Source organism: Amycolatopsis sp. lyj-112 (genome assembly GCF_046549055.1).
Taxonomy (GTDB): domain Bacteria; phylum Actinomycetota; class Actinomycetes; order Mycobacteriales; family Pseudonocardiaceae; genus Amycolatopsis.
On sequence record NZ_JAJPWS010000007.1, the window covers coordinates 394385 to 416366 of the forward strand.

The 21982-nt window shown below is 67.1% G+C and carries 21 protein-coding genes and 1 tRNA gene; 7 read left to right on the plus strand and 15 right to left on the minus strand.

Features of this window, described 5'->3' with window-relative positions; genetic code table 11:
- The first annotated feature begins 13 nt into the window (after nucleotides 1-13).
- Together ACLJRL_RS24925 and ACLJRL_RS24930 are read left to right on the plus strand one after the other, a co-directional pair.
- The gene (locus ACLJRL_RS24925) at nucleotides 14-1129 is read left to right on the plus strand and encodes an AAA family ATPase (RefSeq protein ID WP_410658670.1); all 1116 of its coding nucleotides are present in this window, start codon (nucleotides 14-16) and stop codon (nucleotides 1127-1129) included.
- A complete protein-coding gene (locus ACLJRL_RS24930) occupies nucleotides 1126-1797 on the plus strand; it encodes a DUF4276 family protein (RefSeq protein WP_410658671.1) in 672 nt (223 codons plus the stop codon). Before ACLJRL_RS24925 ends, ACLJRL_RS24930 begins: the two co-directional genes overlap by 4 nt.
- A gap of 66 nt (nucleotides 1798-1863) precedes the next feature.
- On the opposite strand, the gene ACLJRL_RS24935 is transcribed toward ACLJRL_RS24930, so the two are convergent.
- Genes ACLJRL_RS24935 through ACLJRL_RS24970 form a run of 8 tightly spaced genes read right to left on the minus strand, consistent with a single transcriptional unit; the run spans nucleotide 1864 to nucleotide 10180 of the window.
- Nucleotides 1864-3243 carry an amidase gene (locus tag ACLJRL_RS24935; RefSeq protein ID WP_410658672.1) on the minus strand — a complete coding sequence of 460 codons (1380 nt, stop codon included), beginning with the start codon at nucleotides 3241-3243 and terminating at the stop codon, nucleotides 1864-1866.
- Nucleotides 3244-3254: 11 nt separating this feature from the next.
- Complete coding sequence (locus tag ACLJRL_RS24940) at nucleotides 3255-4013, minus strand: SDR family NAD(P)-dependent oxidoreductase (protein ID WP_410658673.1); 759 nt, start codon at nucleotides 4011-4013, stop codon at nucleotides 3255-3257.
- Complete coding sequence (locus ACLJRL_RS24945) at nucleotides 4010-5431, minus strand: aldehyde dehydrogenase family protein (RefSeq protein WP_410658674.1); 1422 nt, start codon at nucleotides 5429-5431, stop codon at nucleotides 4010-4012. The genes ACLJRL_RS24940 and ACLJRL_RS24945 overlap by 4 nt, the downstream gene beginning before the upstream one ends.
- Entirely contained in the window at nucleotides 5424-6197 is a 774-nt protein-coding gene (locus ACLJRL_RS24950; protein ID WP_410658675.1) for an ABC transporter ATP-binding protein, read from the minus strand. The genes ACLJRL_RS24945 and ACLJRL_RS24950 overlap by 8 nt, the downstream gene beginning before the upstream one ends.
- Nucleotides 6194-6940: an ATP-binding cassette domain-containing protein gene (locus tag ACLJRL_RS24955; protein WP_410658676.1), complete on the minus strand. Its 747-nt coding sequence runs from the start codon at nucleotides 6938-6940 to the stop codon at nucleotides 6194-6196. Before ACLJRL_RS24955 ends, ACLJRL_RS24950 begins: the two co-directional genes overlap by 4 nt.
- The gene (locus tag ACLJRL_RS24960) at nucleotides 6937-7749 is read right to left on the minus strand and encodes an ABC transporter permease (RefSeq protein WP_410658677.1); all 813 of its coding nucleotides are present in this window, start codon (nucleotides 7747-7749) and stop codon (nucleotides 6937-6939) included. The genes ACLJRL_RS24955 and ACLJRL_RS24960 overlap by 4 nt, the downstream gene beginning before the upstream one ends.
- A complete protein-coding gene (locus ACLJRL_RS24965) occupies nucleotides 7749-8693 on the minus strand; it encodes an ABC transporter permease (protein WP_410658678.1) in 945 nt (314 codons plus the stop codon). Before ACLJRL_RS24965 ends, ACLJRL_RS24960 begins: the two co-directional genes overlap by 1 nt.
- Nucleotides 8690-10180, minus strand: a complete 1491-nt coding sequence (locus ACLJRL_RS24970; protein WP_410658679.1) for an ABC transporter substrate-binding protein — start codon at nucleotides 10178-10180, stop codon at nucleotides 8690-8692. The genes ACLJRL_RS24965 and ACLJRL_RS24970 overlap by 4 nt, the downstream gene beginning before the upstream one ends.
- A 60-nt stretch (nucleotides 10181-10240) precedes the next feature.
- On the opposite strand from ACLJRL_RS24970, the gene ACLJRL_RS24975 reads away from it, so the two are divergent.
- Nucleotides 10241-10999, plus strand: coding sequence for a FadR/GntR family transcriptional regulator (locus ACLJRL_RS24975; RefSeq protein ID WP_410658680.1), 759 nt, complete (start codon nucleotides 10241-10243; stop codon nucleotides 10997-10999).
- A 21-nt stretch (nucleotides 11000-11020) separates the two neighbouring features.
- Nucleotides 11021-12079 carry a patatin-like phospholipase family protein gene (locus tag ACLJRL_RS24980; RefSeq protein WP_410658681.1) on the plus strand — a complete coding sequence of 353 codons (1059 nt, stop codon included), beginning with the start codon at nucleotides 11021-11023 and terminating at the stop codon, nucleotides 12077-12079.
- 86 nt (nucleotides 12080-12165) lie between these two features.
- On the opposite strand, the gene ACLJRL_RS24985 is transcribed toward ACLJRL_RS24980, so the two are convergent.
- From ACLJRL_RS24985 to ACLJRL_RS25000, 4 genes are all read right to left on the minus strand, one after another.
- Nucleotides 12166-12768 (minus strand): class F sortase, encoded by a 603-nt coding sequence (locus tag ACLJRL_RS24985; RefSeq protein ID WP_410658682.1) that lies wholly within the window; start codon nucleotides 12766-12768, stop codon nucleotides 12166-12168.
- A 4-nt stretch (nucleotides 12769-12772) separates the two neighbouring features.
- Nucleotides 12773-13429, minus strand: a complete 657-nt coding sequence (locus ACLJRL_RS24990; RefSeq protein WP_410658683.1) for a hypothetical protein — start codon at nucleotides 13427-13429, stop codon at nucleotides 12773-12775.
- 503 nt (nucleotides 13430-13932) lie between these two features.
- Entirely contained in the window at nucleotides 13933-14265 is a 333-nt protein-coding gene (locus tag ACLJRL_RS24995; protein WP_410658684.1) for a hypothetical protein, read from the minus strand.
- A gap of 181 nt (nucleotides 14266-14446) precedes the next feature.
- Nucleotides 14447-15484, minus strand: a complete 1038-nt coding sequence (locus ACLJRL_RS25000) for a trans-sulfuration enzyme family protein (protein ID WP_410658685.1) — start codon at nucleotides 15482-15484, stop codon at nucleotides 14447-14449.
- A gap of 57 nt (nucleotides 15485-15541) precedes the next feature.
- Between ACLJRL_RS25000 and ACLJRL_RS25005 the strand changes: the two genes are divergently transcribed.
- A complete protein-coding gene (locus ACLJRL_RS25005; protein ID WP_410658686.1) occupies nucleotides 15542-16444 on the plus strand; it encodes an oxidoreductase in 903 nt (300 codons plus the stop codon).
- Nucleotides 16445-16514: 70 nt separating this feature from the next.
- On the opposite strand, the gene ACLJRL_RS25010 is transcribed toward ACLJRL_RS25005, so the two are convergent.
- Nucleotides 16515-19751 (minus strand): penicillin acylase family protein, encoded by a 3237-nt coding sequence (locus tag ACLJRL_RS25010; protein WP_410658687.1) that lies wholly within the window; start codon nucleotides 19749-19751, stop codon nucleotides 16515-16517.
- 141 nt (nucleotides 19752-19892) lie between these two features.
- Between ACLJRL_RS25010 and ACLJRL_RS25015 the strand changes: the two genes are divergently transcribed.
- Nucleotides 19893-20267, plus strand: coding sequence for an FKBP-type peptidyl-prolyl cis-trans isomerase (locus ACLJRL_RS25015; RefSeq protein WP_410658688.1), 375 nt, complete (start codon nucleotides 19893-19895; stop codon nucleotides 20265-20267).
- A 49-nt stretch (nucleotides 20268-20316) separates the two neighbouring features.
- Here ACLJRL_RS25015 and ACLJRL_RS25020 read toward each other — a convergent pair whose 3' ends face one another.
- Together ACLJRL_RS25020 and ACLJRL_RS25025 are read right to left on the minus strand one after the other, a co-directional pair.
- Entirely contained in the window at nucleotides 20317-20718 is a 402-nt protein-coding gene (locus ACLJRL_RS25020; protein WP_410658689.1) for a DUF6228 family protein, read from the minus strand.
- 175 nt (nucleotides 20719-20893) lie between these two features.
- Nucleotides 20894-20976 (minus strand) — tRNA-Leu (locus tag ACLJRL_RS25025).
- 129 nt (nucleotides 20977-21105) lie between these two features.
- Here ACLJRL_RS25025 and ACLJRL_RS25030 point away from each other — a divergent pair.
- The coding region (locus ACLJRL_RS25030) for a DUF3662 domain-containing protein (RefSeq protein ID WP_410658690.1) at nucleotides 21106-21982 on the plus strand (877 nt) is incomplete at its 3' end.

Genomic DNA, 21982 nt, shown 5'->3' on the forward strand with positions numbered 1-21982 from the left:
GTAGACTGGAGGTATGACCGACCAGTCGCTGAAGAAAATCCGGGTCGAGGGTTTCACCTCGATCCGTTCGGCGACCGTGGAACTCGGGCGACTCAATATCCTCGTAGGTGCCAACGGTGCAGGCAAGAGCAACTTCGTTCACGCCCTCGAGCTACTCGGCCGGATCATCGAGGGCGAACTCGGCCTGTTCGTGGGCCTCAATGGCGGAGCACTCGCTCTACTCAACACCGAATGCTCTCAGATCCACCTCGAACTCGAGGGAGGATCCAATTCGTACGCGGCCACCCTATTCCCCGCAGTGAACGACGAACTGATCTTTGAATCGGAAGTCATGTACTTCCACGCAGAGGGATACGAACGCCCTTACAACGAGGTACTGGGGCAAGGGCATCGCGAGACCCATCTGCCGGCAGAGGCGAAACGGCGTCCGGGCCGCATCGCATCCCATGTCACGAACCTGCTGAAAGGCTGCAAGGTCTATCACTTCCACGACACCAGTGCAGACGCGCCGGTCAAGCGCCTGGTCCCCACCGTGGATAACCTGAGCCTGCGAAACGACGCCGGAAACCTGGCGGCGTACCTGTACCGTCTGCAGAACAGCGAGGTACCCGCCGAGCAGTCGGCCTACCGTCGAATTCTGGGCGCGATCAGGCTTGTGGCGCCGTTTTTCCGAGACTTCGCATTGGAGCCCGATAGCCACGACAGGATTCTTCTCCGTTGGCGGCAACAAGATTCCGATGCCGTCTTTTCCGCCAACCAGATGTCGGACGGCACCCTTCGCTTTATCTGTCTGGCGACACTCTTGCTGCAACCCGAACTTCCTCGTCTGGTCGTACTGGACGAGCCCGAACTAGGCCTTCATCCGTTTGCGATCGTACAACTCGCTGGCCTCCTCCGGCAGGCTTCTCAACGCAGCCAGGTACTGATAGCGACTCAGTCGGTTACCCTGATGAATCAGTTCGATGTCAGCGACCTCATCGTGGTCGAGCGCAAAGCGGGTTTTTCCGAGTTCACGCGTCCCGATCTTTCCTCGCTGGAAGACTGGCTCAAAGAGTATTCGCTCGGCGAACTATGGGAGAAGAACATGCTGGGCGGACGCCCCGCTCGGGAGGAAACCGGCAACGCATGACCACCGGGTATCGACGACTTCATATCCTCGTCGAGGGACAGAGTGAAGAGATAGTCGTCAACAACGTTCTCGAGCCTTACCTTCAAAACCAGGGCTGGATGGTCACGAAGTCGATCGTGACGACCAAGAGACCTGCCACGGGCCCGGCCAGTCATGGTGGTGTCAGCAGTTGGACCAAGCTGAAAAACGAGATCAGGCTGCTACTACGAAGCAGCGATATCCACACTCTCACGACGTTGTTCGATTTCTACGGGTTTCCCACAGACAGTCCCGGCATGAACGATCAACCATCCTCGAGTCCTTATGACCGAGTTCAGCATGTCGAAAAGTCTCTGACTTCGACCATTTCCGACCCACGCTTTGTCCCGCACCTTATCTTGCACGAGCTGGAAACCTGGGCGTTCGCGGCCGCAGAGCAACTGGGCTGGCTGTTCTCGGGCAGCGACCTCGCCGCGCTGCTCTTGAAGGATGTACGGGACGCCGGCGGCCCCGAACTCGTGAACGATGGCCCGAACACGGCTCCCTCGAAACGACTCGCTCGCTACTGTGCGAGCTACTCGAAGACCAACGACGGTCCCTTGGCCATAGCGGACCTCGGAATCGAGGGCCTGAAGGCCCAGTGCCCACACTTCGCCGATTGGCTGGCCGAGCTCGACTCCAGGACCTGACGCATTTAGTCCTCTAGTTGCGGTGGTTGCGTGTGCAAGTACCGCGACTAGAGGACTAAACGCGAGTCAGGGCCAGGGGCGCGGAGTGGGGCGAAGGGTTTCGTAGGCGGCAGCGGCGCGAAGGACGTCGAGGTCGGCGAAGCGGCGGCCGCTGATCTGGAGGCCGATGGGCTGGTCGTCGCTCGTGTAGCCGCAGCTGATCGAGACGGCGGGCTGGCCGGACATGTTGTACGGCACGGTGAACGCGATGTGCTCGAACGGGCGGCGCGGGTCGTTGGTCGGCGAAGGCCAGTCCGCGGGCGGGGCCGAAACCGGGCAGGTCGGCGACAGGACGACGTCGAAGCGTTCGGTCTCGCGCAGGGTCGCGACGGCGATGACGTCGATCTGCGCGAAGCCACGGTAGGCGTCGACACCGCTGACGTCGGCGCCACCGGCCGCCCAATCGGCGATGTACGGCAGGACCTTCGCGCGGCGGTCGTCGGACAACGTCGACATCTCCGACCAGGCGCGGACCCGCCAGAAGGTGTCGAGCCCGTCGAGCATTTCGCGGCGCAGGAACGGCGAAACCGACTCGACCACAGCGCCCGCCGCTTCGAACACCCGCGCGGCCTCGGTGACCGCGGCGATCGTCTCCGGCAGCACCGGGAGTCCCACGCCCGGGTCGAGGTGCAGCCCGACCCGCAGCCCCTTGACCTCGGCCGAAAGCGAAGTCCAGTCGAGCGAAGCCGGTGGCAGCGAAAGATGATCGCGACCGTCCACACCGGACAGAACGCTCATCAGCAACGCGGTGTCGGCGACGGTCCGCGTCATCGGCCCGGCGACGCGGCCGAGGAAAGGCGGATCCACCGGCACCCGGCCGAAGCTCGGCTTCAGCCCGACCAGTCCGCACCATCCGGCGGGTAGCCGGATCGAGCCGCCGATGTCCGTGCCGACATGCAGCGGCCCGTACCCGGCGGCGGCCGCCGAACCGGCACCGGCGCTGGAACCGCCGGGCGTGCGCGCGGTGTCCCACGGATTCCGCGAGGCGGTGTGAAAGCTCGACAGACCGGACGTCAGCATCCCGTAGTCCGGCATGGTCGTCTTGCCCAGCAGGACGCCACCGGACTCGCGCACGCGAGCGCCCGCCGGGGCGTCTTCGGGCGCAGGACTCAAAGAGGAAGCAGCCGTGCCCAACGGGACCGGGGTTCCCCGGGTCGCGATGTTCTCCTTGAGCGTCAAGGGGACACCGTCGATCGGGCCGAGCGGCTCCCCCGCGTGCCAACGACTCTCGGAAGCCTTCGCGTCCTCACGCGCCGCAGTCGGGTCGTACGCGTACAGCGCGTGGAGTTCGGGTTCGCGCGCCTCGACCCGCGCGAGGACCGCTTCGGTGACCTCGACCGGCGACAGCGTCCCGGCGCGATACTGGGCGACCAGTTCGACGGCGGTCAGATCGGGCAACTCCGGCACAGCAAAGCTCCTTAAGACGCGGGCGGTTCGAAACGGCCGTCGACGGCGGTCCAGCCACCGTCCACCGCCATCACGGAGCCGGTGACGAACGACGACGCGTCCGAGGCGAGGTACACGACGGCGCCGGCCAGTTCGTCCGGGCGCGCCCAGCGGCCCAGCGCGCCCTTGGTCGCATAGGCGTCGTACCAGGCTGGATTCGCCTTGATCTGCGCGGTCAACGGGGTCTCGACGACGCCGGGCGCGATCGCGTTGACCCGCACCCCGGCCGGGCCGAACTCCGCCGCGGCCGTCCGGAAAAGCTGCACCAGACCGGCTTTCGTCGCCGCGTACGGACCTTGCCCTGGCTCGACGGTGGTGCCGCGGATCGAGGAGAACCCGATGATGCTGCCGCGCCTCCGCTCGACCATCCCGGCGCCGAACGCGCGGACGACTTCGAAGGTCGCGCCGAGGTTCAGCGCGATGACCCGGTCGAACTCGTCGCGCGTGTAGTCCAGCAGGCGTTTGCGCACGTTGGTCGCGGCGGTCAGCACGACGATGTCGATCTCGCCGAGCGCCTGCGCAGCCCGGGCGGCCGCGCCTTCTTCGAGCAGGTCGATCTCGTACGGCTCGCCGGCGCCGGTCTCCTTGGCCGCGGCGACATCGCGGTCGGCGACGATCACTTCGGCGCCCTGCGCGGCCAGCGCTCGCGCGGATTCGCGGCCGATCCCGCTGCCACCACCGAGTACGACGGCCCGTCGTCCGTCGAGCCGGAACAGGTTCTCGTAATTCACGGCCGCAGCACCGCCATCCTCGTCACGGTCAGTTCTTCGACCGCGAACCGCGGCCCTTCCCGCCCGATCCCCGAGTCCTTCACGCCGCCGTACGGCATGGTGTCGGACCGGAATCCGGGCACCTCGTTGACCACCACGCCGCCGACCTCCAGTTCGTCAAGCGCGCGGAACGCGGTCTTCAAGGACGTGCTGAACACCGAAGCGTGCAGGCCGTAGCGCGACGCGTTGACCGCGTCGAATGCTTCGTCCACTCCTGCCACTGTGCGCAGGCAGACGACCGGACCGAAGATCTCCTCGTCCCAGCATTCGACGCCGTCGGGCACGTCGAGCAACACCGTCGGCCGCACCACTGTGCCGTCCACCCCGCCGCCGACCGCCCGCGCACCGGCGGCGGTCGCTTTGTCGACCCAGTCCTGAACGCGCCGCGTCGAACCCTCGTCGATCAGCGCGGAGACGCGCGTCTTCTCGTCACGAGGATCGCCGGTGACGACTTCGCCGAGCCGCGCCAGAAGCCTTTCGGTGAACTCCTGGGCGACCGGCTCGACGACCAGCACTCGCTGCACCGAAATGCACGCCTGCCCGGACGCGTAGAACCCGCCGCGCAGCACGGCGTCCGCCGCCGCGTCGAGATCCGCGTCGTCCGCGACCACCAGCGCGGCGTTGGAACCCAGCTCCAGCAACGTCTTCGTCGGCGCGGCATCGCGCGCGATCCGGTGCCCGACCAGCGCGGACCCGGTGAACGACACCGCGCCCACCCGCCGGTCCGTGACCAGCGCCGAGCCGACGGCCGCGTCTCCGGTGACCAGCTGGACCATCGCGGGCACGTCGGTCAGCGAGCGCACCAGGTGCACGAGCCACAACGTCGCCAAGGGTGTCTGCGGCGCGGGTTTCACCACCACCGGGCAGCCGGCGGCGATGGCGGGCGCGATCTTGTGCGACGCCAGCAGCAACGGGTAGTTGAACCCCGCGATGCCGACGACGACACCGATCGGCTTGCGTTTCCAGAACCCGACGAGCCCGTCGCCGGACGGCAGGAGATCGAGCGGCACGGTCTCGCCGTGCAGTCGCGAGACCTCTTCCGCGGACGCCTGCCAGGTGACGATCGTGCGGGCGACCTCGACGCGGCAATCGACCAGCGGCTTACCCGTTTCCAGCACGAGAAGCTGCTCGAACGCCTCACGCCGCTCTTCCAAAGCGGCGGCGACAGCGTTGAGCAAGGAGCGACGAGCACGCGAAGGCAGGGCCGCGACCTGCTTGAACACCGCGACGGCCTCGTCGATCGCCCGCGTGGCCAGCTCCGGCGTCCCGACCGGCGCCTGACCGATCACGCTCCCGTCGTACGGGAACACCACCGGCTCGAAGTCCACTCCTGCCACCCAGCCATCGCCGATCGGCAGCCCTTCCGGGTAGTCAGTCATCGTCCCCTCCCGCACGAAGCCGTGCCAGTTCGGTCCGCAGATTCGGTGCGGCCGCCAGCAACTCCCTGGTGTATTCGTGTTCCGGCGCGTCGTAGACCTGGTCGACGTCGCCCATTTCGACGATCTCCCCGCGCCGCATCACCGCGACCCGGTCACAGACGTGCCGCACGACGCCGAGGTCGTGCGAGACGAAGACCAACGTCAGCGAGTACAGCTCGACCAGGGACGCGAGCAGGTCGAGGATCTGTTTGCGCACCGAGACGTCGAGCGCGCTCACCGGTTCGTCCGCGATGAGCACGCTGGGATTCGGCGCGAGCGCCCGCGCGATGGAGATGCGCTGACGCTGCCCGCCGGAGAACTGGTGCGGATACCGGCCGGCGGCGTCTTCCGGCAGGCCGACCGCGTTCAATAGCTCCGAAACCCGCGCGGGATCGCGGCGGCCCAGCGGTTCGGCGATGATGTCGCGCACCCGCATCCTTGGATCGAGCGAGCCCATCGGATCCTGGAAGACGATCTGCAGTTCCGACCGCAGGAAGCCGAGTTTGCGTTCGGGCAAGGTGTCGATGCGCTTGCCCTGGAACGAGACACTGCCCGCCGTGGGCTTGTCCAGCGCGGCCAGCAGTCTGACCAAAGTGGACTTTCCGGAGCCGGACTCGCCGACGATGCCGAAGCGCTGACCTGCTTCGACGTCGAAGGAAACCCCTCGCAGCGCGTGTACGTCCCGTCGTGTGTAGCGGCGTTCCAGGTCCCGCACTTCGATCATCATCGGCTCGCCTCCAGATCCGAAGCGGCCAAAAGCTTCTTGGTGTAGTCGTGCGTCGGCGCGGTGAGCACTTCGCGCGTGGTCCCGGACTCGACTATCTCGCCGTCCAGCATCACCAGCACCCGCTCACATACCGACGCCACCACGGCGAGGTCGTGCGTGATGAACAGCAGCGCGCTCTCCCTCTCGCGGATGCCGTCGAGGATCAGTTCGAGGATCTGCGCCTGCACGGTGACGTCCAAGGCCGTCGTCGGTTCGTCGCAGATCAGCAGCTTCGGGTCGTTGGCCAGCGCGATCGCGAGCACGACGCGTTGCCGCTGGCCGCCGGACAGCTGATGCGGATACGCACGGAAAGTCCCTGGTAGACCAACGGAATCCAGCAACGCCTCGGCCGCCGCACGATATTTTCCGCCGTCGCGGTGGATCCGCATCGGCTCGGCCACCTGCGCGCCGACCCGCATCGCCGGGTTCAGCGCCGTCATCGGTTCCTGGAACACCATCGACAGTTCGTTGCCGCGCAGCCGCGACAGTTCCCGTTCCGGCGCGCCCAGCAGCTCACGGCCGTCGAGCTTCACCGACCCGGACGCGGCGAGTTCTTCGGGCAGCAGTCCCATGATCGACAACGCCGTCAGCGATTTCCCCGAACCGGACTCGCCGATGAGCCCGACGCGTTCACCCCGCGCGATGCCGAACGAGACGCCGCGGACCAGGTCGCCGATCCCGAGGTCGTGGACTTCCAGTGTCATAGCCGGGCCGCCAATCGGGGGTCGAGCCGATCGCGGAGACCGTCGCCGAGCAGGTTGAACCCGAGGACAGCGATGGCGATCGCGATACCGGGGACGAGCGCGAGCCGCGGGTGCAAGGTCAGGAACACCTGGGACTCCTGCAACATCCGGCCCCACGACGGCGTCGGCGGCCGCGTGCCGAACCCGAGGAACGACAACGCCGCTTCCGCGAGCACGGCGATCGCGAACGACACGGACGCCTGCACGATCAGCAGTCCGGAGATGTTCGGCAGCACGTGCCGCGCCGCGATGTTCAGCCGAGACCGGCCCGCCGAGCGCGCGGCCAGCACGAATTCGCTGCTCATCACCTGCAGCGTTCCCGATCGCGCGATGCGGGCGAACGACGGGATGGTCGCGATACCGATCGCCACCATCGCGGTGAGCGTGTCCGCCCCGAACACCGCGCCGAACATGATCGCCAGCAGCAGCGCGGGGAACGCGAGGACGAGATCGTTGACGCGCATGACGAATTCGCCGAGCCACCGCGACGACATCCCCGCGAGGATGCCCAGCGGAGTCCCGATCAGCGCGGCGATCCCGACCGCGACCACGCCGACGTACAACGTCGTCCGCGCGCCGACCATGAGCTGACTGAGCACGTCCCGGCCGAAACTGTCGGTGCCCAGCAGGTTCGAGCCGCTGAAGTCGTGCAACCGGCCGGCCGCGTCGACCCTCACCGGGTCGAACGGCGTCCAGACGAACGAAAGCACCGCGGCGAGCACGATCAGCGCGACCAGGATGCCGCCGATCAGAAGACTGCGACTGCGCATCAGGAACCCCGCAATCTCGGGTCGAGCACCGTGTAGAGGACGTCGACCACGAAATTCACCAGCAGCACGCCGACCACCAGGACCAGCACGATTCCCTGAACCGACAACAGATCCCTCGACGCCACCGAGTCGAGCAGCATGCTGCCCAGCCCCGGCAGGACGAACACGCGCTCGACGACGACGGCGCCGATCAGCAACGTCGCCAGTTGCAGGCCGAGCACGGTCACCACCGGAACGGCGGCGTTGCGCAGGCCATGGCGGAACAGCGCCGGGAACGGCCGCAGCCCCTTGGAGCGCGCGGTGCGCAAATAATCTTGTCCGAGCGTGTCGAGCACGGCGGACCGCACATACCGCGTGAGCACCGCGCCCTGGACCAAACCGAGCGACAGCGCAGGAAGGACGAGACCGCGCAGGAACTCGCCGGGGTCCTGCACCGGCGGCGTCCAGCCACCGGAGGGCAACCAGCGCAACTGCACCGCGAAGATCTGCACCAGGATGATCCCGGCGAGGAACGCGGGGATCGCGACGCCGATCTGCGAGAGCCCGGAAACCGCGGTGCCGTCGGCCTTTCGATGCCGCACGGCGGCGAACGTCCCGGCCGGGACGGCGATCAGCAACGCCACCAGCATCCCGGCGCCGACCAGCCACAACGTCACGCCGAGCCGGTCGGCGAGCGCCGGGCCGATCTCCTCGCGGGTGACGTACGAGCGGCCGAAGTCGCCTTGCAGGACACCGCCGATCCAGTCGAAGTACTGCGTCACCAACGGCCGGTCGATGCCGAATTCCGCCCGGGTCTTCGCGACCAGTTCCGGGGTCGCGTTGACGCCGAGCGCGACCTGCGCCGGATCACCCGGCAGCACCGCCATGAACAGGAACACCACGATCGACGCGACCAGCACACTGGCCACGAGGATCGCAAGCCTGCGAAGGACCTTGACCGTCATCGCGGCGCCAATCCCGTGAGGTCGAAGGACTCGCTGACCTGGTTGCGCACGAACCCGGTCACCTTCTCCTTCGCCACGATCACGTTGGGGAACAGGAAGAGCCAGTCCGCGGCGGCATCGTCGGACAACTGCCGCGCCACCTTCCGCATCGCCTCGATCTGTTCCTGGGGCGTTCCACCGTCGGCCTTCGTCAGCTCCTGCTGGACGGGCTTGCTGTCGTAACCCCAGTAGTACTTCGGCCTGCCGAAGGTCACGATGTCGCGCGCCTCGACGTGCTGGATGATCGAGAGGTCGTAGTCGCGGTCGGTGAACACCTGCTTGAGCCACACCGCGGGGAAGTCCAGCGGGTCGATCGTCACCGTGACGCCGACGTCCGCCAGTTGCGACGCCACCACCTGCGCGGCCGAGACGGCGTACGGCAGGTTGGGAATCCGCAACCGGAGCGTCGGATGGGGCTGGCCTGCCTCGGCGAGCAGAGCCTTCGCCTTCGCGGGATCGAACGGGTAGGCGCCGGAAAGGTCGTCGTACCAGGGATCCGTCGGCGGGACCATGCTGCCGATGAGCGTGCCGCGCCCAGCCCATGCGGTGTCCAGCAACGCCTTCCGGTCGATCGCGTAGGACAACGCGCGCCGCACACGGACGTCGTTCAGCGGCGGGCGGGCGTTGTTGAACGCGAGCGTGACCTCGCTGTTCGTGGTGCCCTCGACGACGGTGAACCGGTCGTCGCTCTGGAACTGCGGGATCGAATCCGGCACGGTGATCGCGGAGATGACGTCGATCCCGTTGCTGAGCAGGGCGTTGTTGAGCGCCGTCGGATCCTTGATGTACTTGAGGACCACTGTGGAGTACGCCGGTTTCCGGCCCCAGTAGGCGGGATTCTCCTTGAGCACGATGGAATCGCCGCGCCTGCGCGAGGACACCGTGTACGGCCCGGTGCCGACGGGCTTGTTCGCCAGATCGGCGACACCGGTGGGGCTGAACATCGCGCCGAGACGGCTGGTGAGGCTGAAGAGCCAGCCGTTGCTGGGTTTCGTGAGCACCACACGCGCGTGGTCGGCCGCGACGACGTCGACATGATCGACAACGTCCATTGTGGACTTGATCGACACGGTCCAGTCGGTCTTCACCCGCATCAGCGAGAACTTGACGTCCTCGGCGGTGAACGGGGCGCCGTTGCTGAACTTCGCGTCCTTGCGCAGCTTGAAGTCGTAGGTCTTGCCGTCCGGGGACACGGTCCACGATTCGGCCAGGAGCGGCACGATCTTCGCGTCCGCGTCGAGTTTCACCAGGCCCTCGTACACGTTGTAGAGCAGGGCCTGCGGAATGGCCGCGCCGTCGGTGCGGGTGAAGTCGAAGTTCGCCGGCTCGGCGGTGTAGCCGATGGCGAGCGTGCCGGGATCCTTGGCCACCGTGGCACTTGACCCCGCGGAGCAGCCGGACGTCACCAGCAGCAAGCTCAACGCCGCCGCGTAGATCCGGGCTTTCATCCTGCCCCCTGACCGGTAGACTGGTCTGACCAGTAAACCAGACGAGACGGCAGGGTCAAGATGGAATTCGAGCCGGTCGCCCCTGTCCGCGCATACCAGCGGGTCGTCGAGCAGATCGAAGAAGCCGTGTTCAGCGGCCGGATCAAACCCGGCGACCGGCTGCCGAGCGAACGCGAACTGATGATCCAGTTCGACGTCGGCCGCTCGACGGTCCGGGAAGCGCTGCGGGTACTGCAAGCAGCGGAAATGGTCCGCTCGCGCCCCGGCGATCCGCGCGGCCCCGAGGTCCTGGCCGCCTCGCCCGCCGCACTGCACCGGTCGATGCACCGGCTGGCGCGGGCCGACCACATCGGCCTGTCCGAACTGCTGCAGTTCCGCATGGTGCTCGACGGTTCCGCACATCTGCTCGCCGCGCAGCTCAGGACCGAAGACCATCTCGTCGAACTGGACGCGGCGCTGGACGCCATGCGCGCGGGCGTCTCGGAGGGTGAAGCTGGTTCTGCTCAATATGCGCAGTTCAGTCGCGCGGACGTCGCGTTCCACGAGGCCATCGCCCGCGCCACCGGAAATCCGCTGCTGGTGATCAGCGGCGAGGTCGTCCGCGGGGTGGTGCTCGAACTCATCGAGGACAAACTGGAGCACGCCGACGATCGGACGGCGTTGATGCGAAGCTGGCTGGCCCACCACGAAGAAGTACTGGGAGCGATCCGGGACTCGGACGGCGAACGCGCGTCACGGCTCGCGAAGCAAGCGCTCTACGACAACTACGCCGAGTACGTCCCTGAAGAACAACGTCGCCTCTTACAACCACTTCTCTAGCGCAGTCCTACACTCGCTCGAGTGGGGGATGCCAAGGAGCCTTCGACAGCACGCCAGGGTGTCGGTCTCGCGCTGTCCGGGGGTGGATATCGCGCGATGTTGTTCCACACCGGAGCCCTGTGGCGGCTCAACGAACTCGGCTGGCTTTCGAAGATCACGACGTTCTCCAGCGTGTCCGGCGGTTCGATCGCCGCCGGCGCGCTCGCGCACGCGTGGTCGGACCTGAAGTTCGAGAACGGTGTCGCGAACAACTTCTACGACGAGGTCGTCGCGCCGGTCCGCACCCTCGCGCGCACCCGGCTCGACATCCCGGTCGCCTTGCGCGCCATGGCCATTCCGTGGCGCAGCGCCGGTGAGGAACTCGCGCGGGTGTACGCGAAACACCTGTTCGGCGACTGCTGCCTCAAGGATCTGGACCCCGCCGGACCGCAGTTCGTCTTCACCGCGACCAACCTCCAGGACGGCGCGCTGTGGTGGTTCTTCCGGCAGGACGGGCCGCACGGGAACATCCCGCTCGCCACCGCGGTGGCCGCTTCCTCGGCGTTCCCTCCGATGCTCTCACCGGTGATGCTCCACGATCCGCTTTCGGACGAGGCGCGCCGCAAGATCGTGCTGAGCGACGCCGGCGTCTACGACAACCTCGGCCTCGACCCGGTCGAAGGCCAGTGCGAAACGGTGCTGGTCAGCGACGCGGGCAAGCGGATGAAGGTCACGCCGAACGTCAAGCGCGACTGGGCCCGGCAGCTGCTGCGGGTGCTCGACGTGATCGACAACCAGGTCCGTGAGCTGCGGCGGGGCGCGCTCCTGAAATCCTATGTGGAGAAGGAATTCGCGGGCACCTACTGGGGAAGCTACGTCGACCTCGAGAACTTCGAGCTGGAGGACGCGCTGCCCGCGCCGGTCGACTCCACGCACAAGCTGGCGGAAACGCCGACCAGGCTGACGAAAATGCCGGAAGTGCTCCAGGAACGGCTGATCAACTGGGGTTACGCGGCTTGTGACGCGGGGATGCGGCGGTGGGTCGAGCCCGATGCGGCCGCTCCCGCCGGGTTCCCGTTCCCCAAGTCGGGCGTCGGCTGAGAGGCCCCCCGGATGCTATGAACGACTCGTTACTTGCAAATTTCGCAAGTAACGAGTCGTTCATAGCGCTCTCGTCAGCGTTTCGGTCAGGCGACCAAGTTGGCGTAGACGATGACGTTGTCCTGGTAGCTGTGTTCTTCCTTGTCGAAGACACCGCCACAGGTGATCAGCCGCAGCTGCGGCTTGTCCGTGTTGCCGTAGACCGCGTCCTCGGGGAACTTGTCCTTGGGAACCTGGTCCTTCTTCTCGACCACGAACTTCAAGGTCTTGCCGTCGCTGCGTTCGACGAGTACCTCGTCGCCCGGGTCGACGTCCTTGAGCTTGAAGAAGATGCCCGGTTGCTTGTTGCCGTCGACGTGCCCGAGCAGGATCGCCGGTCCGACGTCGCCGGGCACCGGCGAAAGCTGGTACCAGGCGGCCTGCATCGGGTTCTTCGCCGAAGGGACGGCCATCTTGCCGTCCTTGTTGACCGCGACCGCGATCAGCTTCGACTCGACCCCGATCTTGGGGATCTTCACGTTCGTCGGCCGCGTGCCCTCGAACGGCTTCGTGACCGGGACGGTCGATTCCGCCGGCGTCTGCTGTGCGGCGGGCGCGGGTTCGTCGGAGCCGCAACCGGTCAGTGCGAGGGAAAGGACCAGGGTGGCCGCGAACGCGCGGCCGCCCTGCCTCAGAAACTTCGTCGACATGGGATCAGGCCGCGGTGGCGCCGAAACCGGTCTCGATGCCGCCCTTGGGGGCGTACTTGACCTGCTTCTCCGGCTTGCCCGGGGTACCGCCGCCGCCGATGGTCGACTCGAATTCGATGTCGCCCTTGCCCGGCTTGCCGTCACAGGTCCAGCTGAAGGTGCTGGAGTTGCCCTTGAAGGACTTCTTCACCTTCACGATGTAGACCCAGTAGCGGCCGTCGTCCTCGGCCTGGTTGTAGCTGGTGACATCGAAGTCCGGTGCCGAAACGTTCGTCGGCTCGCCCGACTCGCAGCCGATGACCAGCGCGCCGATGCCGTTGTCGCCGATGTAGCCCGCGCCGACGTTGTCGTAGAAGTCGTCCTTCGGCGGCGTGGTCGGCTTCTCCGAGGTGCTGGTCGGCGACGGCTTGCCGCTGGTCTCCGACGGCTTGCCGCTGGTCGACGTCGGCTGCTGCGAGGACGAGCCAGGAGTGCTCGTCTCGGGCGGTGCCGTCGTCACCGGGCCGCCGCTGTACGACGGCTCCGGCGCGGAAGTGGACGTCTCGGAGGCAGGTGCCGGAGGCGTCGTCGTTTCCTGCGCCGCGGCGACGGGCGCCACGACCAGCGAAATGACGGCGCCGGCCAGCACCGCGCCCGCGAGGCGGCCCAACGTCTTCTTCAAAGTGATCTCCCAGTGAAAAACATCGCAACGCACAGTGACCCCCACCGTGCGACCACCCGGGGGGAAATCCCACGTTCGGGTGATAGCGCGATACTGCCGGAAAATCGCAGGTCAGCTGCAGTCGATTCCCCGTGACAAAAACCACGGAGAAAACCGGTAACGCGAGGAAGTATCGGCCCGATACAAGGGCCCAGAAGTCGCTATGCAGAGGGAAAACCTCGCGGCGACTAGAGAATGCTAACACCCCTGCGGCCAGGATGCTTGCCATGCGGAAGCATTATTTCCTCTTCCGCGAAACCACGCCGAACCACTGATTTCCGCGGCCGAATCGCCTTCTTCTTGCGAATCTTCGAGCGCCGCTCACACATTTCCGCAGCTGCCTCCTTGCGGTGCGTCACGTTCTCGCCGTTACTACCGGCCGGTTCACACGTTCGGAGTACTCAGCTCGTGAAGCACTGACGATTCAGGCCACCACTCGGCGGTCGGCAACCTGAAGGTCACGATCAGAGCACCAGGAACAGCGAGATGCCGAGCGAGATCGCGCCCAAGAGGCTCCCGACGAGCAACCAAGGCCCCGGCGACGTCCTCCGCCGCGTCGCGCGGCCACCGCCCACGGCCGCGATCAGCAACCCGAGCCCGAACCCGAGCGCGGGGATGAAGGTGGCAAGGGTCCGGTTTTCGGCGTCGCAGGCCCAGATCTTGTCGCTCGGGCAGGGCAGCGACGCGAGTTCGGCCAGCACGCCGGCGGCGATGATCGAGAGGAAGCCGGCCACCAGGAGCCAGAACAGGCCCCACAGCAACCGGCCGAGCCTCCGCGGCGGTTTCGTCTCCTCCACGCGCTCCAGGTTAGAGCCCTAGTGTCGTGCGTCGGAAATTCGTGGCCTTCTCGACGGCCCAGCTTCCCGCTGGACGCACAGCCGAAAAGCGCGGGTACGACCAGTACAAGCCGCTTCCGGCCGCACGCCCAGCGGAAACCTGGATCCGCCGATAAAGCACACGAATTTCCGACGCACGACACTAGCCGAGCGCGGACGCCAGGTCCGTCCAAAGGTCTTCCGGATCTTCGAGCCCGACACTGAACCGGACCAGGCCGGCGGGCACGTGGGCGTCGCCCGCCAGCCACGCCCGCCGCTCCACCAGGCTTTCCACGCCGCCGAGGCTGGTGGCCGCGCGGATCAGCCGCAGTGAGCCGATGACCTTGTCGGCGGTCTCCGCGTCCGGGAGTTCGAAGGCGATCATCATGCCGGAGCCGGGATAACGCACCCGGGTGATCGCGGGGTGATCCACCAGCCGCGCCGCCAGCAGAGCGGCCGTGCGGGTCTGCTCGGCCAGCCGGACCGGCAGTGTCCGCAGCCCGCGCAGGGCGAGCCAGGCTTCGAGCGCTCCCGGCGTCGCGCCCATCCGGGTGCGCGCGTCACGCAGGTCCTTCGCGATCGCTTCGTCGGCCGCGATGGTCAAACCCAGGAGCAGATCGCTGTGGCCGCCGATGAGTTTCGTCGCGCTGTGCACGACGATGTCGGCGCCGAGTTCGAGCGGCCGCTGCCCGAGCGGGGTGGCGAACGTGTTGTCCACGGCGACCAGGCCGTTCGCGGCGGCGGCGATCGTCTCGATGTCGATGACGTCGAGGGTGGGGTTCGTCGGGGATTCGAGCCAGAGCAGGTCGGCGCCGCGACCTGCCACGACCCAGGCGTCCGTGTCGTCCGGCGCGATCTCGGTGACGACCAGCCGTCCGGTGCGCTGCGCGTGCGCGAGCAGCCCGCGGGATCCGGCGTAGCTGTACGTCGGCACGCAGACCTTCGCGCCGACGGCCAGCATGTCGGCCACCGCGCTCAGCGTCGCGATCCCCGACGCGAACGCGGTGGCGTGCCCGCCTTCGAGCGCGCCGATCGCGGTCTCCAGCGCCTCCCAGGTCGGGGTGCCGTTCTCGCGCGAATACGCGCGGTCGGCGCCGGCGTCGAAGGTGCTCGCCGCGACGATCGGCACGTTCAGTGGTTCGCCGGGGCCTTCAGGGCGGCCCGCGGCGACGGCGAGGGTGCGGGGTGACCAGTCGTTCATGTCCACCTCGTCACCGTAAACCGTCCCTCCGACGAAACCGGATGACAGACTCCAGCCATGACTTCTGGGACGATCACCGCGGCGGCTTCGGGAACCTGGACACTCGGGGATCTGAAGGTCAACCGAGTCGGCTTCGGCGCGATGCGCTTGCCTCAGCGCGGCCAGGCGTTCGCGCCCGGCGCCACCCCCGGCGACCGCGATCAGGCGATCAAGGTGCTGCGCCGCGCGGTGGAGCTGGGCGTCGACCACATCGACACCGCCGGGTTCTATTTCTCCTCGCGACGGTCGGCCAACGAGCTGATCAACTCCGCGCTTTCGCCGTACGCCGACGATCTGGTCATCGCCACCAAGGTCGGGCCGCGCCGGGACGCGTCCGGTGAGTGGCTGCCCCAGGCCACTCCCGACCAGCTGCGCGGCGAGGTCGAGGAGAACCTGCGCCAGCTCGGCCGCGATCATCTCGACCTGGTGAACCTGCGCCTGTCCGGGCCGGACTCGATCGCCGACCACTTCGGCGCGCTGGCCGCACTGCGCGATGCCGGCCTGATCCGCCACCTCGGCGTGTCCAACGTCAGCCCGGAGCAGCTGGCTCAGGCCCAGGCGATCGCGCCGGTGGTGTGCGTGCAGAACGCCTACGGCCTCGGCCACCGGCCCGAGCAGGATCGGCTTCTGCGCGCCTGCGGCGAGCAGGGAGTGGCGTTCGTCCCGTTCTTCGCCATCGCCGGAGCCGGGCGCGAGGCAGGCCCCAGCGGCGGCGAGCAGGACGAGGTGCTCGCGATCGCCCGGGCGCACCAGGCCTCGCCGGCGCAGATCCGCCTGGCTTGGGCGCTGCAACGTGGACCGCACGTGCTGGTCATTCCGGGTACCGGCGACCTCGGCCACCTCGCCGACAACGTCGCCGCCGGAGCGCTGCGGCTCACCTCGGACGACCTCGCCCGGCTCGAAACAGTCCATCAAAGCTGATCGGAATTGCGTGAGGGTCACCCTCAGGGACTCAGAGTCCTGAGGGTGACCCTCACGCGTCTCCCCGGTACTAGTGGGCGTACACCTCGAACTCATAGAGGGAGTAGCCGTACTTCGTACCGCGCTGAACACCGGCGATCCGCACATAGCGGCCGTCGGTCGTTCCGAAGGCGACGTTGTCCTGACCGCCGTTACCGTCCACAATGGACGACACGTCACGCCAGTTCGTCCCGTCGGACGAAACCTGGACCTTGTACGCCTTCCCGTAGGCCGATTCCCACTGCAGGATCACGCGGGAAACGGGCTGTACCGAACCGAGGTCGACGGTGATCGACTGGTCGTCGCTCCAGTCGCTCGCCCAGCGGGTCGACAGGTTGCCGTCGATCGCGTTGGACGGCGGCGAGTTGTACCAGCCTGTCTCGTGGCTGCTCGCGCTGACCGACCGGCCGGTGGAGAGGTTGGCGATGTTGTCGCCGCGTTTCGCCGGGAACTCCACGACCTGCTGGAAAGTCGGCCGGTTCTGCGTGCTGATCTTGTCCTGCGTGATGCCGCCGAGTGCCCGGTGGATGATCGTGTCGGCGCACCACTGGTCGCCCGCGGAGCAGTCGCCGTCACCCGGGTACACGGTGTTGGCCGGCTGCGCGGCGGCCTGCGTCAGCGAGTCGAGCAGCACCTGACGGCAGGCGTTGACATCGCCGCCACCGCAGTACTTCGCGCCCAGCGGACCGGCCACGTTCTGCCCGAGGACCGAACGGATGTCCTTGTGCACATAGCCCCACCAGCCGGACTGGTACGACGAACCGGCGTGCCCCTGGCCGACGTGCTTGCCGGGAACCTCGTTCTGCCAGCCCGAAGGCGACTCGTTGATCTTCAGCACCCCGACCATCGCGGCGTAGGCGGCGTCACCCATGCCGGGTTTGAACTGGGCGTTGACCAGCAACGGCCACCAGGCGTCCATGATCCGGATCGCGTCGGCGTTCGTGTAGGCCTTGCTGCCCGGTGAGGTCTCCGAGCGCAGACCACCCGCCGCGAGCCAGGTCTTCAGTTTCGCCACCGCGTCCGCGGCCGGACCGCTCACCGGCGCCCGGTCGATCACCTTGAACAGTTCCGGTAGCACCTTCTCCGCACGGAGGTCGGCGAGTGCCGCTTCCTCCATGGCCTGCGTGAGGTTCACCCGCGTCACCCTGGTGCCGCTGGAGACCATCTTCTTCACCCGCGCGTCGATCAGATCACCGCGGTGGACCGAACTCTTGTCCGCACCGCTGGCCGCGTAACCGTTGGACTGCGCGTTGTTCCAGCTGATGTAGTAGTCCTGGTTGATCGACTGAGGATGCTGCGACGCCGGTGTGTAGTTCGCGAGGTTGCCGTCGGGATTCCAGCCCTGCCAGTCGAAACCGGCGTCGGCCTTCACCGGCATGGCCGGGTCGACGTTCGGGTTCCGGACCGGGTTCGAGCCGGAGTTGAAGTACGCGACGTCGCGGGAGTCGGCGTAGAACCAGTTGTAGGTCTGGTTGACGTCGGCCGCCGCGGCCTGGAAGTCCTGTGCGGACTTGATCGCGGTCGGGTCGTTGAACTTCTGGAAGCCGATGATCGTGTCGATCTCGTGCTGGAAGGTCGACCGCTGCGACGCGTACGCCACCGGCTTTCCGCCGACCAGCGCCCGGCTCGTCACCGGCCCGTACTTCGTGCGATAGCTGCGCAGCGTGTAGGAACCTTCGGCCGTTCCGTCGGCGATCGTGGGTTTCCAGGCGTTCTTGCGCTCGATGACCTCGAACGGCAGGCACTGGCCGCGGAACCGGTAGAAGTTGGAGTTCTTCGTCGGGGTGGAACCGTTCTGCTCGCACAGCTCGACCGCGTAGGTGTCGGTGATGTCCTGCGACGCCGACGTCGCGCTCCACGAGTAGTCCTGGCCGCGGCCGAGGAGCACGTACATGCTGATACCCGCGAACGAGGCACCGCGGGCGCTGATGCCCGGGCCCTGGAGTTCCTGCAGCATCAGCAACTGCGGCGCGAAGTAGCCGGCCTGCGGGCCGAAGACGGCGACCGGGTGACCGCTCGCGGTCTTGGCGCCGGAGACCACCAGCGCGTTGGACATGCCGTGCTTCTCGGAGAGCATGTTGCCGGGCAGGACGCCGTCGTCGAAGATGCCGCGGACGGCCTTCTGGTCGTCGGGCGCGGGAACGTCCACCTTGGCGGGTGTCGCCGTCCCGGCCGAACCGGTGGGGTCGAAGACCAGTTGCTGCCCGGTGACCGAACCCTTGTCCGGAATCGCGGCGCCCTGCGGGTTCGCCGGCGCCTTGCCGTAGTCGAAGTTCTGTCCATTGTGGAGGGTCTTGACGGCCTCGGGGTCGTCCTCGGACCGGAGGCTCTTCCAGACCTTGTCGCCCTGTTCGAGCCCGTACTTCTCCTGCATCGCCATCTTCGCGATGGCGTTCTGCACCTCGCCACCGCCGCCGGCGCCGAACTGCGCGCCGACCACCGCGGCGAGCACGACCAGGTCGGTCAGCTTGAACGGCTCGATCGTCCCGGCGTTGGTGATCGCGTCGACGTGTCCGGTGAGGACGTACTCGCCCGGGAAGTAGCGGCCGCTGTGCGAATCGGAGATGTACTTGTTGACACCCTGGACGTACGCCTCGGCGTCGGCCTTGCCCTGTGCGCCACGCGGGCCGCCGGCCGCGGCGTTGTCGATCTGCTTCTGCAGTTCCTGCTCGGTGTAGGGCGCGGAGGCGAAGAAGCTCTGCTCGAGTTCACGGTTGCCCTGTGCGCCACCGGCGTACGAGGTCAGCTGGCCGCGGCCGACGCGGCGCATGATGTCCATCAGCCACAGGCGGTCCTGCCCGGCGGCGTACCCCGCGCCGTACATCGTGCCCGGCCGCGTCGTGCCGACGATCCGGGGAACTCCGGTCGCCTTGTCGCGGGTGATCGTGACGTCCGAACGCGGTTTGATCGTGCTCTCGACCTGACCGGACGGGACGCCGAACGACGCGTCGTTGAAGAACTGGTTGATCTTGTCGGTGGTCAGCGTCTTGTAGCCGTCGGCGAGCGAGGCGTACCTGCCGAGCTGATCGGCGGAATGCGCGGGACGGGTGCCGAGTGCCTTGTGCGCCAGGATCTCCGCGAGGGTGGCGTTGCCCTTCGTACCGGGCGGCAGGATGTCACCGCACTGTCCGCCGCAGTAGTCGTCGAGCGCCGCGGCGACCACCGAGCTCTCAGCCGGTTCCTCCGCGTTCGCCTGCAGTGCCGGAACGGTTCCCGCCACCAGGGTCAGCCCGGCCAGCGTAGTCAGGACCCGTATGCCTCGTCGCATGAAAGACCTCCGTCCTCGGAGAGTGACGAGGCGCACACTACCCACGGGTATCCAAATTTGTGAAGACTATTCGCGTTCTTGCCACCGTTCGGCGGAACACTCGGCCTGCGAACCCCGGACCTGCACAGGTAGCTTGTCGGTATGCCTTTGGAGAAGCCCCAGATCGACCGCCCGGAGGGCACCGCGCCCGCCGACCTGCAGACCTCCGACATCACCGTCGGCGAAGGCCAGGAGGCCAAGACCGGTGACACCGTCACCGTGCACTACGTCGGTGTCTCGCACTCGACCGGCGACGAGTTCGACGCGTCCTGGAACCGCGGCGAGCCCCTGCGCTTCGGCCTCGGCAGCGGCCAGGTCATCCCCGGCTGGGACCAGGGTGTCGCCGGCATGAAGGTCGGCGGACGCCGCCAGCTGGTGATCCCGCCGCACCTGGCCTACGGCGACCGCGGTGCCGGCGGCGTCATCAAGCCGGGCGAGACCCTCATCTTCGTGGTCGACCTCGTCGGCGTGAACTGACCCACAGAACGAACCGAAGACCCGGCCTCTGGCCGGGTCTTTTTTCTTGCTATCGCCGATGCGGCGAGCGCAGAAATTCACGAAGGTCCGCGGCGAGCCCGCTCAGCTGCTCGCCCGCCTCGAGCCACGTCGTGACGGACGCCTCCCACCCGCCGTCCGGAGGCAATGTCCACCCGAGCGCGACGTGTCCTCCGGCGTGAATGGACGCCTTCAGCCGCAGGTGAGCGCCATTCCATACCCGCTCCCCCGGCCAGCCGCGAAAGTCCGCCGCAAGCCCGCCGACAAAGTCGGCCAGCCGCTCGGGTTCACCGTGCAAGAACTCGATCCCATGCCGATGCGCCGTCAGTCCCCGAGCCTCGACGTCGACACAACAGCCGACGCCGATCACGTCGACGAAATACCGCTCCCCGAACGTGATCCGAGCCTCTTCCCGACCACACCCGACGACCACGCCGCCACCAGAGCCTCTCGAGCCCACTTTGTTCTCGGCCCTCACTTAGCCCACTTGCCAACCGCCACGTCACGCACCGTGGGGGGTCCGGGGGGCTCGGCCCCCCGGGTACTGACGAGCGACGACACAACGAAAGAGGCCCCCGTCGCGGAGCAAAGGGGGCCTCGAACAAGAGTGGGCGAGGAGGGAGTTGAACCCTCACGTCCTTTCGGACACACGGACCTGAACCGTGCGCGTCTGCCATTCCGCCACTCGCCCGAGTGCTTCATTCTCTGACAGCTCGCAAAGAGTAGCAGGCTGGATCGACGGGTTTCACCGGGGGCCGTGTCCGACTGGCCGTACCCAGATAGGATCGACGGGGAAGCACAAGTGTGAGGAGGTTGCCCGGTGGGCCGCGTAGAGCGCTTTGATAGGCGGCTCGAGAATCTCGTGGGCAATACCTTCGCGCGCATGTTCGGTGGCAATGTCGTCACTCAGGAAGTGGCGGTGGCGCTTGAGCGCGAGAGCGAGGAGAACGTTCGTGAGCTGGCCGGTGGTCGTGAGCTCGCCCCCAATCACTACATCGTGTCGCTGGGGCAGGCTGATCATGAACGCATGGCCGGAGACGAGCAGCGAGTCACCTCGGTGTTGGCGGAGGCGGTCAAGGAACACCTCGCCGAGCACGGTTGGGACACCTATGGTGACGTCGTAGTTTCGCTCGAGCGCAATGAGGCGCTGCATACTGGACAGTTCAAGACCCGTTCGTCCGTCGATCCCGACGTCAAACCCCATGGCGCCGAAGGTTCGTCACGGTCGGCACGACCCAGCAACGCAGGAGACCCAGCAATGAGCCAGCCCCCCGGCTACGGCCAATACGACCAGGGTGACCCGTACGGCCAGCAGGGCCAGTACGGCTACGGACAGCAGGGTGCCCAGCAGCAGCCCGGGTACGACCAGGGTTATGGCGGCCAGCAGCAGCAACAGGGCGGCTACGACCAGGGTTACGGTGGCGCTCAGCAGCCTGGCTACGACCAGTACGGCGGCCAGCAGCAACAGCCCGGGTACGACCAGGGCTATGGCGGCGCCGCCCCGCAGCCCGGCTACGACCAATACGGCGGCCAGCAGCAACAGCCCGGCTACGACCAAGGTTATGGCGGGGCTCAGCAGCCTGGCTACGACCAGTACGGCGGCCAGCAGCAACAGCCCGGGTACGACCAGGGCTATGGCGGCGCCGCCCCGCAGCCCGGCTACGACCAATACGGCGGCCAGCAGCAACAGCCCGGCT

Coding starts and splice junctions, on each gene's coding strand:
- ACLJRL_RS24925 (WP_410658670.1), top strand. CDS start 14: ATGACCGACCAGTCGCTGAAGAAAATCCGGGTCGAGGGTTTCACCTCG.
- ACLJRL_RS24930 (WP_410658671.1), top strand. CDS start 1,126: ATGACCACCGGGTATCGACGACTTCATATCCTCGTCGAGGGACAGAGT.
- ACLJRL_RS24945 (WP_410658674.1), bottom strand. CDS start 5,431: ATGACTGACTACCCGGAAGGGCTGCCGATCGGCGATGGCTGGGTGGCA.
- ACLJRL_RS24950 (WP_410658675.1), bottom strand. CDS start 6,197: ATGATGATCGAAGTGCGGGACCTGGAACGCCGCTACACACGACGGGAC.
- ACLJRL_RS24955 (WP_410658676.1), bottom strand. CDS start 6,940: ATGACACTGGAAGTCCACGACCTCGGGATCGGCGACCTGGTCCGCGGC.
- ACLJRL_RS24960 (WP_410658677.1), bottom strand. CDS start 7,749: ATGCGCAGTCGCAGTCTTCTGATCGGCGGCATCCTGGTCGCGCTGATC.
- ACLJRL_RS24965 (WP_410658678.1), bottom strand. CDS start 8,693: ATGACGGTCAAGGTCCTTCGCAGGCTTGCGATCCTCGTGGCCAGTGTG.
- ACLJRL_RS24970 (WP_410658679.1), bottom strand. CDS start 10,180: ATGAAAGCCCGGATCTACGCGGCGGCGTTGAGCTTGCTGCTGGTGACG.
- ACLJRL_RS24975 (WP_410658680.1), top strand. CDS start 10,241: ATGGAATTCGAGCCGGTCGCCCCTGTCCGCGCATACCAGCGGGTCGTC.
- ACLJRL_RS24985 (WP_410658682.1), bottom strand. CDS start 12,768: ATGTCGACGAAGTTTCTGAGGCAGGGCGGCCGCGCGTTCGCGGCCACC.
- ACLJRL_RS25000 (WP_410658685.1), bottom strand. CDS start 15,484: ATGAACGACTGGTCACCCCGCACCCTCGCCGTCGCCGCGGGCCGCCCT.
- ACLJRL_RS25005 (WP_410658686.1), top strand. CDS start 15,542: ATGACTTCTGGGACGATCACCGCGGCGGCTTCGGGAACCTGGACACTC.
- ACLJRL_RS25010 (WP_410658687.1), bottom strand. CDS start 19,751: ATGCGACGAGGCATACGGGTCCTGACTACGCTGGCCGGGCTGACCCTG.
- ACLJRL_RS25015 (WP_410658688.1), top strand. CDS start 19,893: ATGCCTTTGGAGAAGCCCCAGATCGACCGCCCGGAGGGCACCGCGCCC.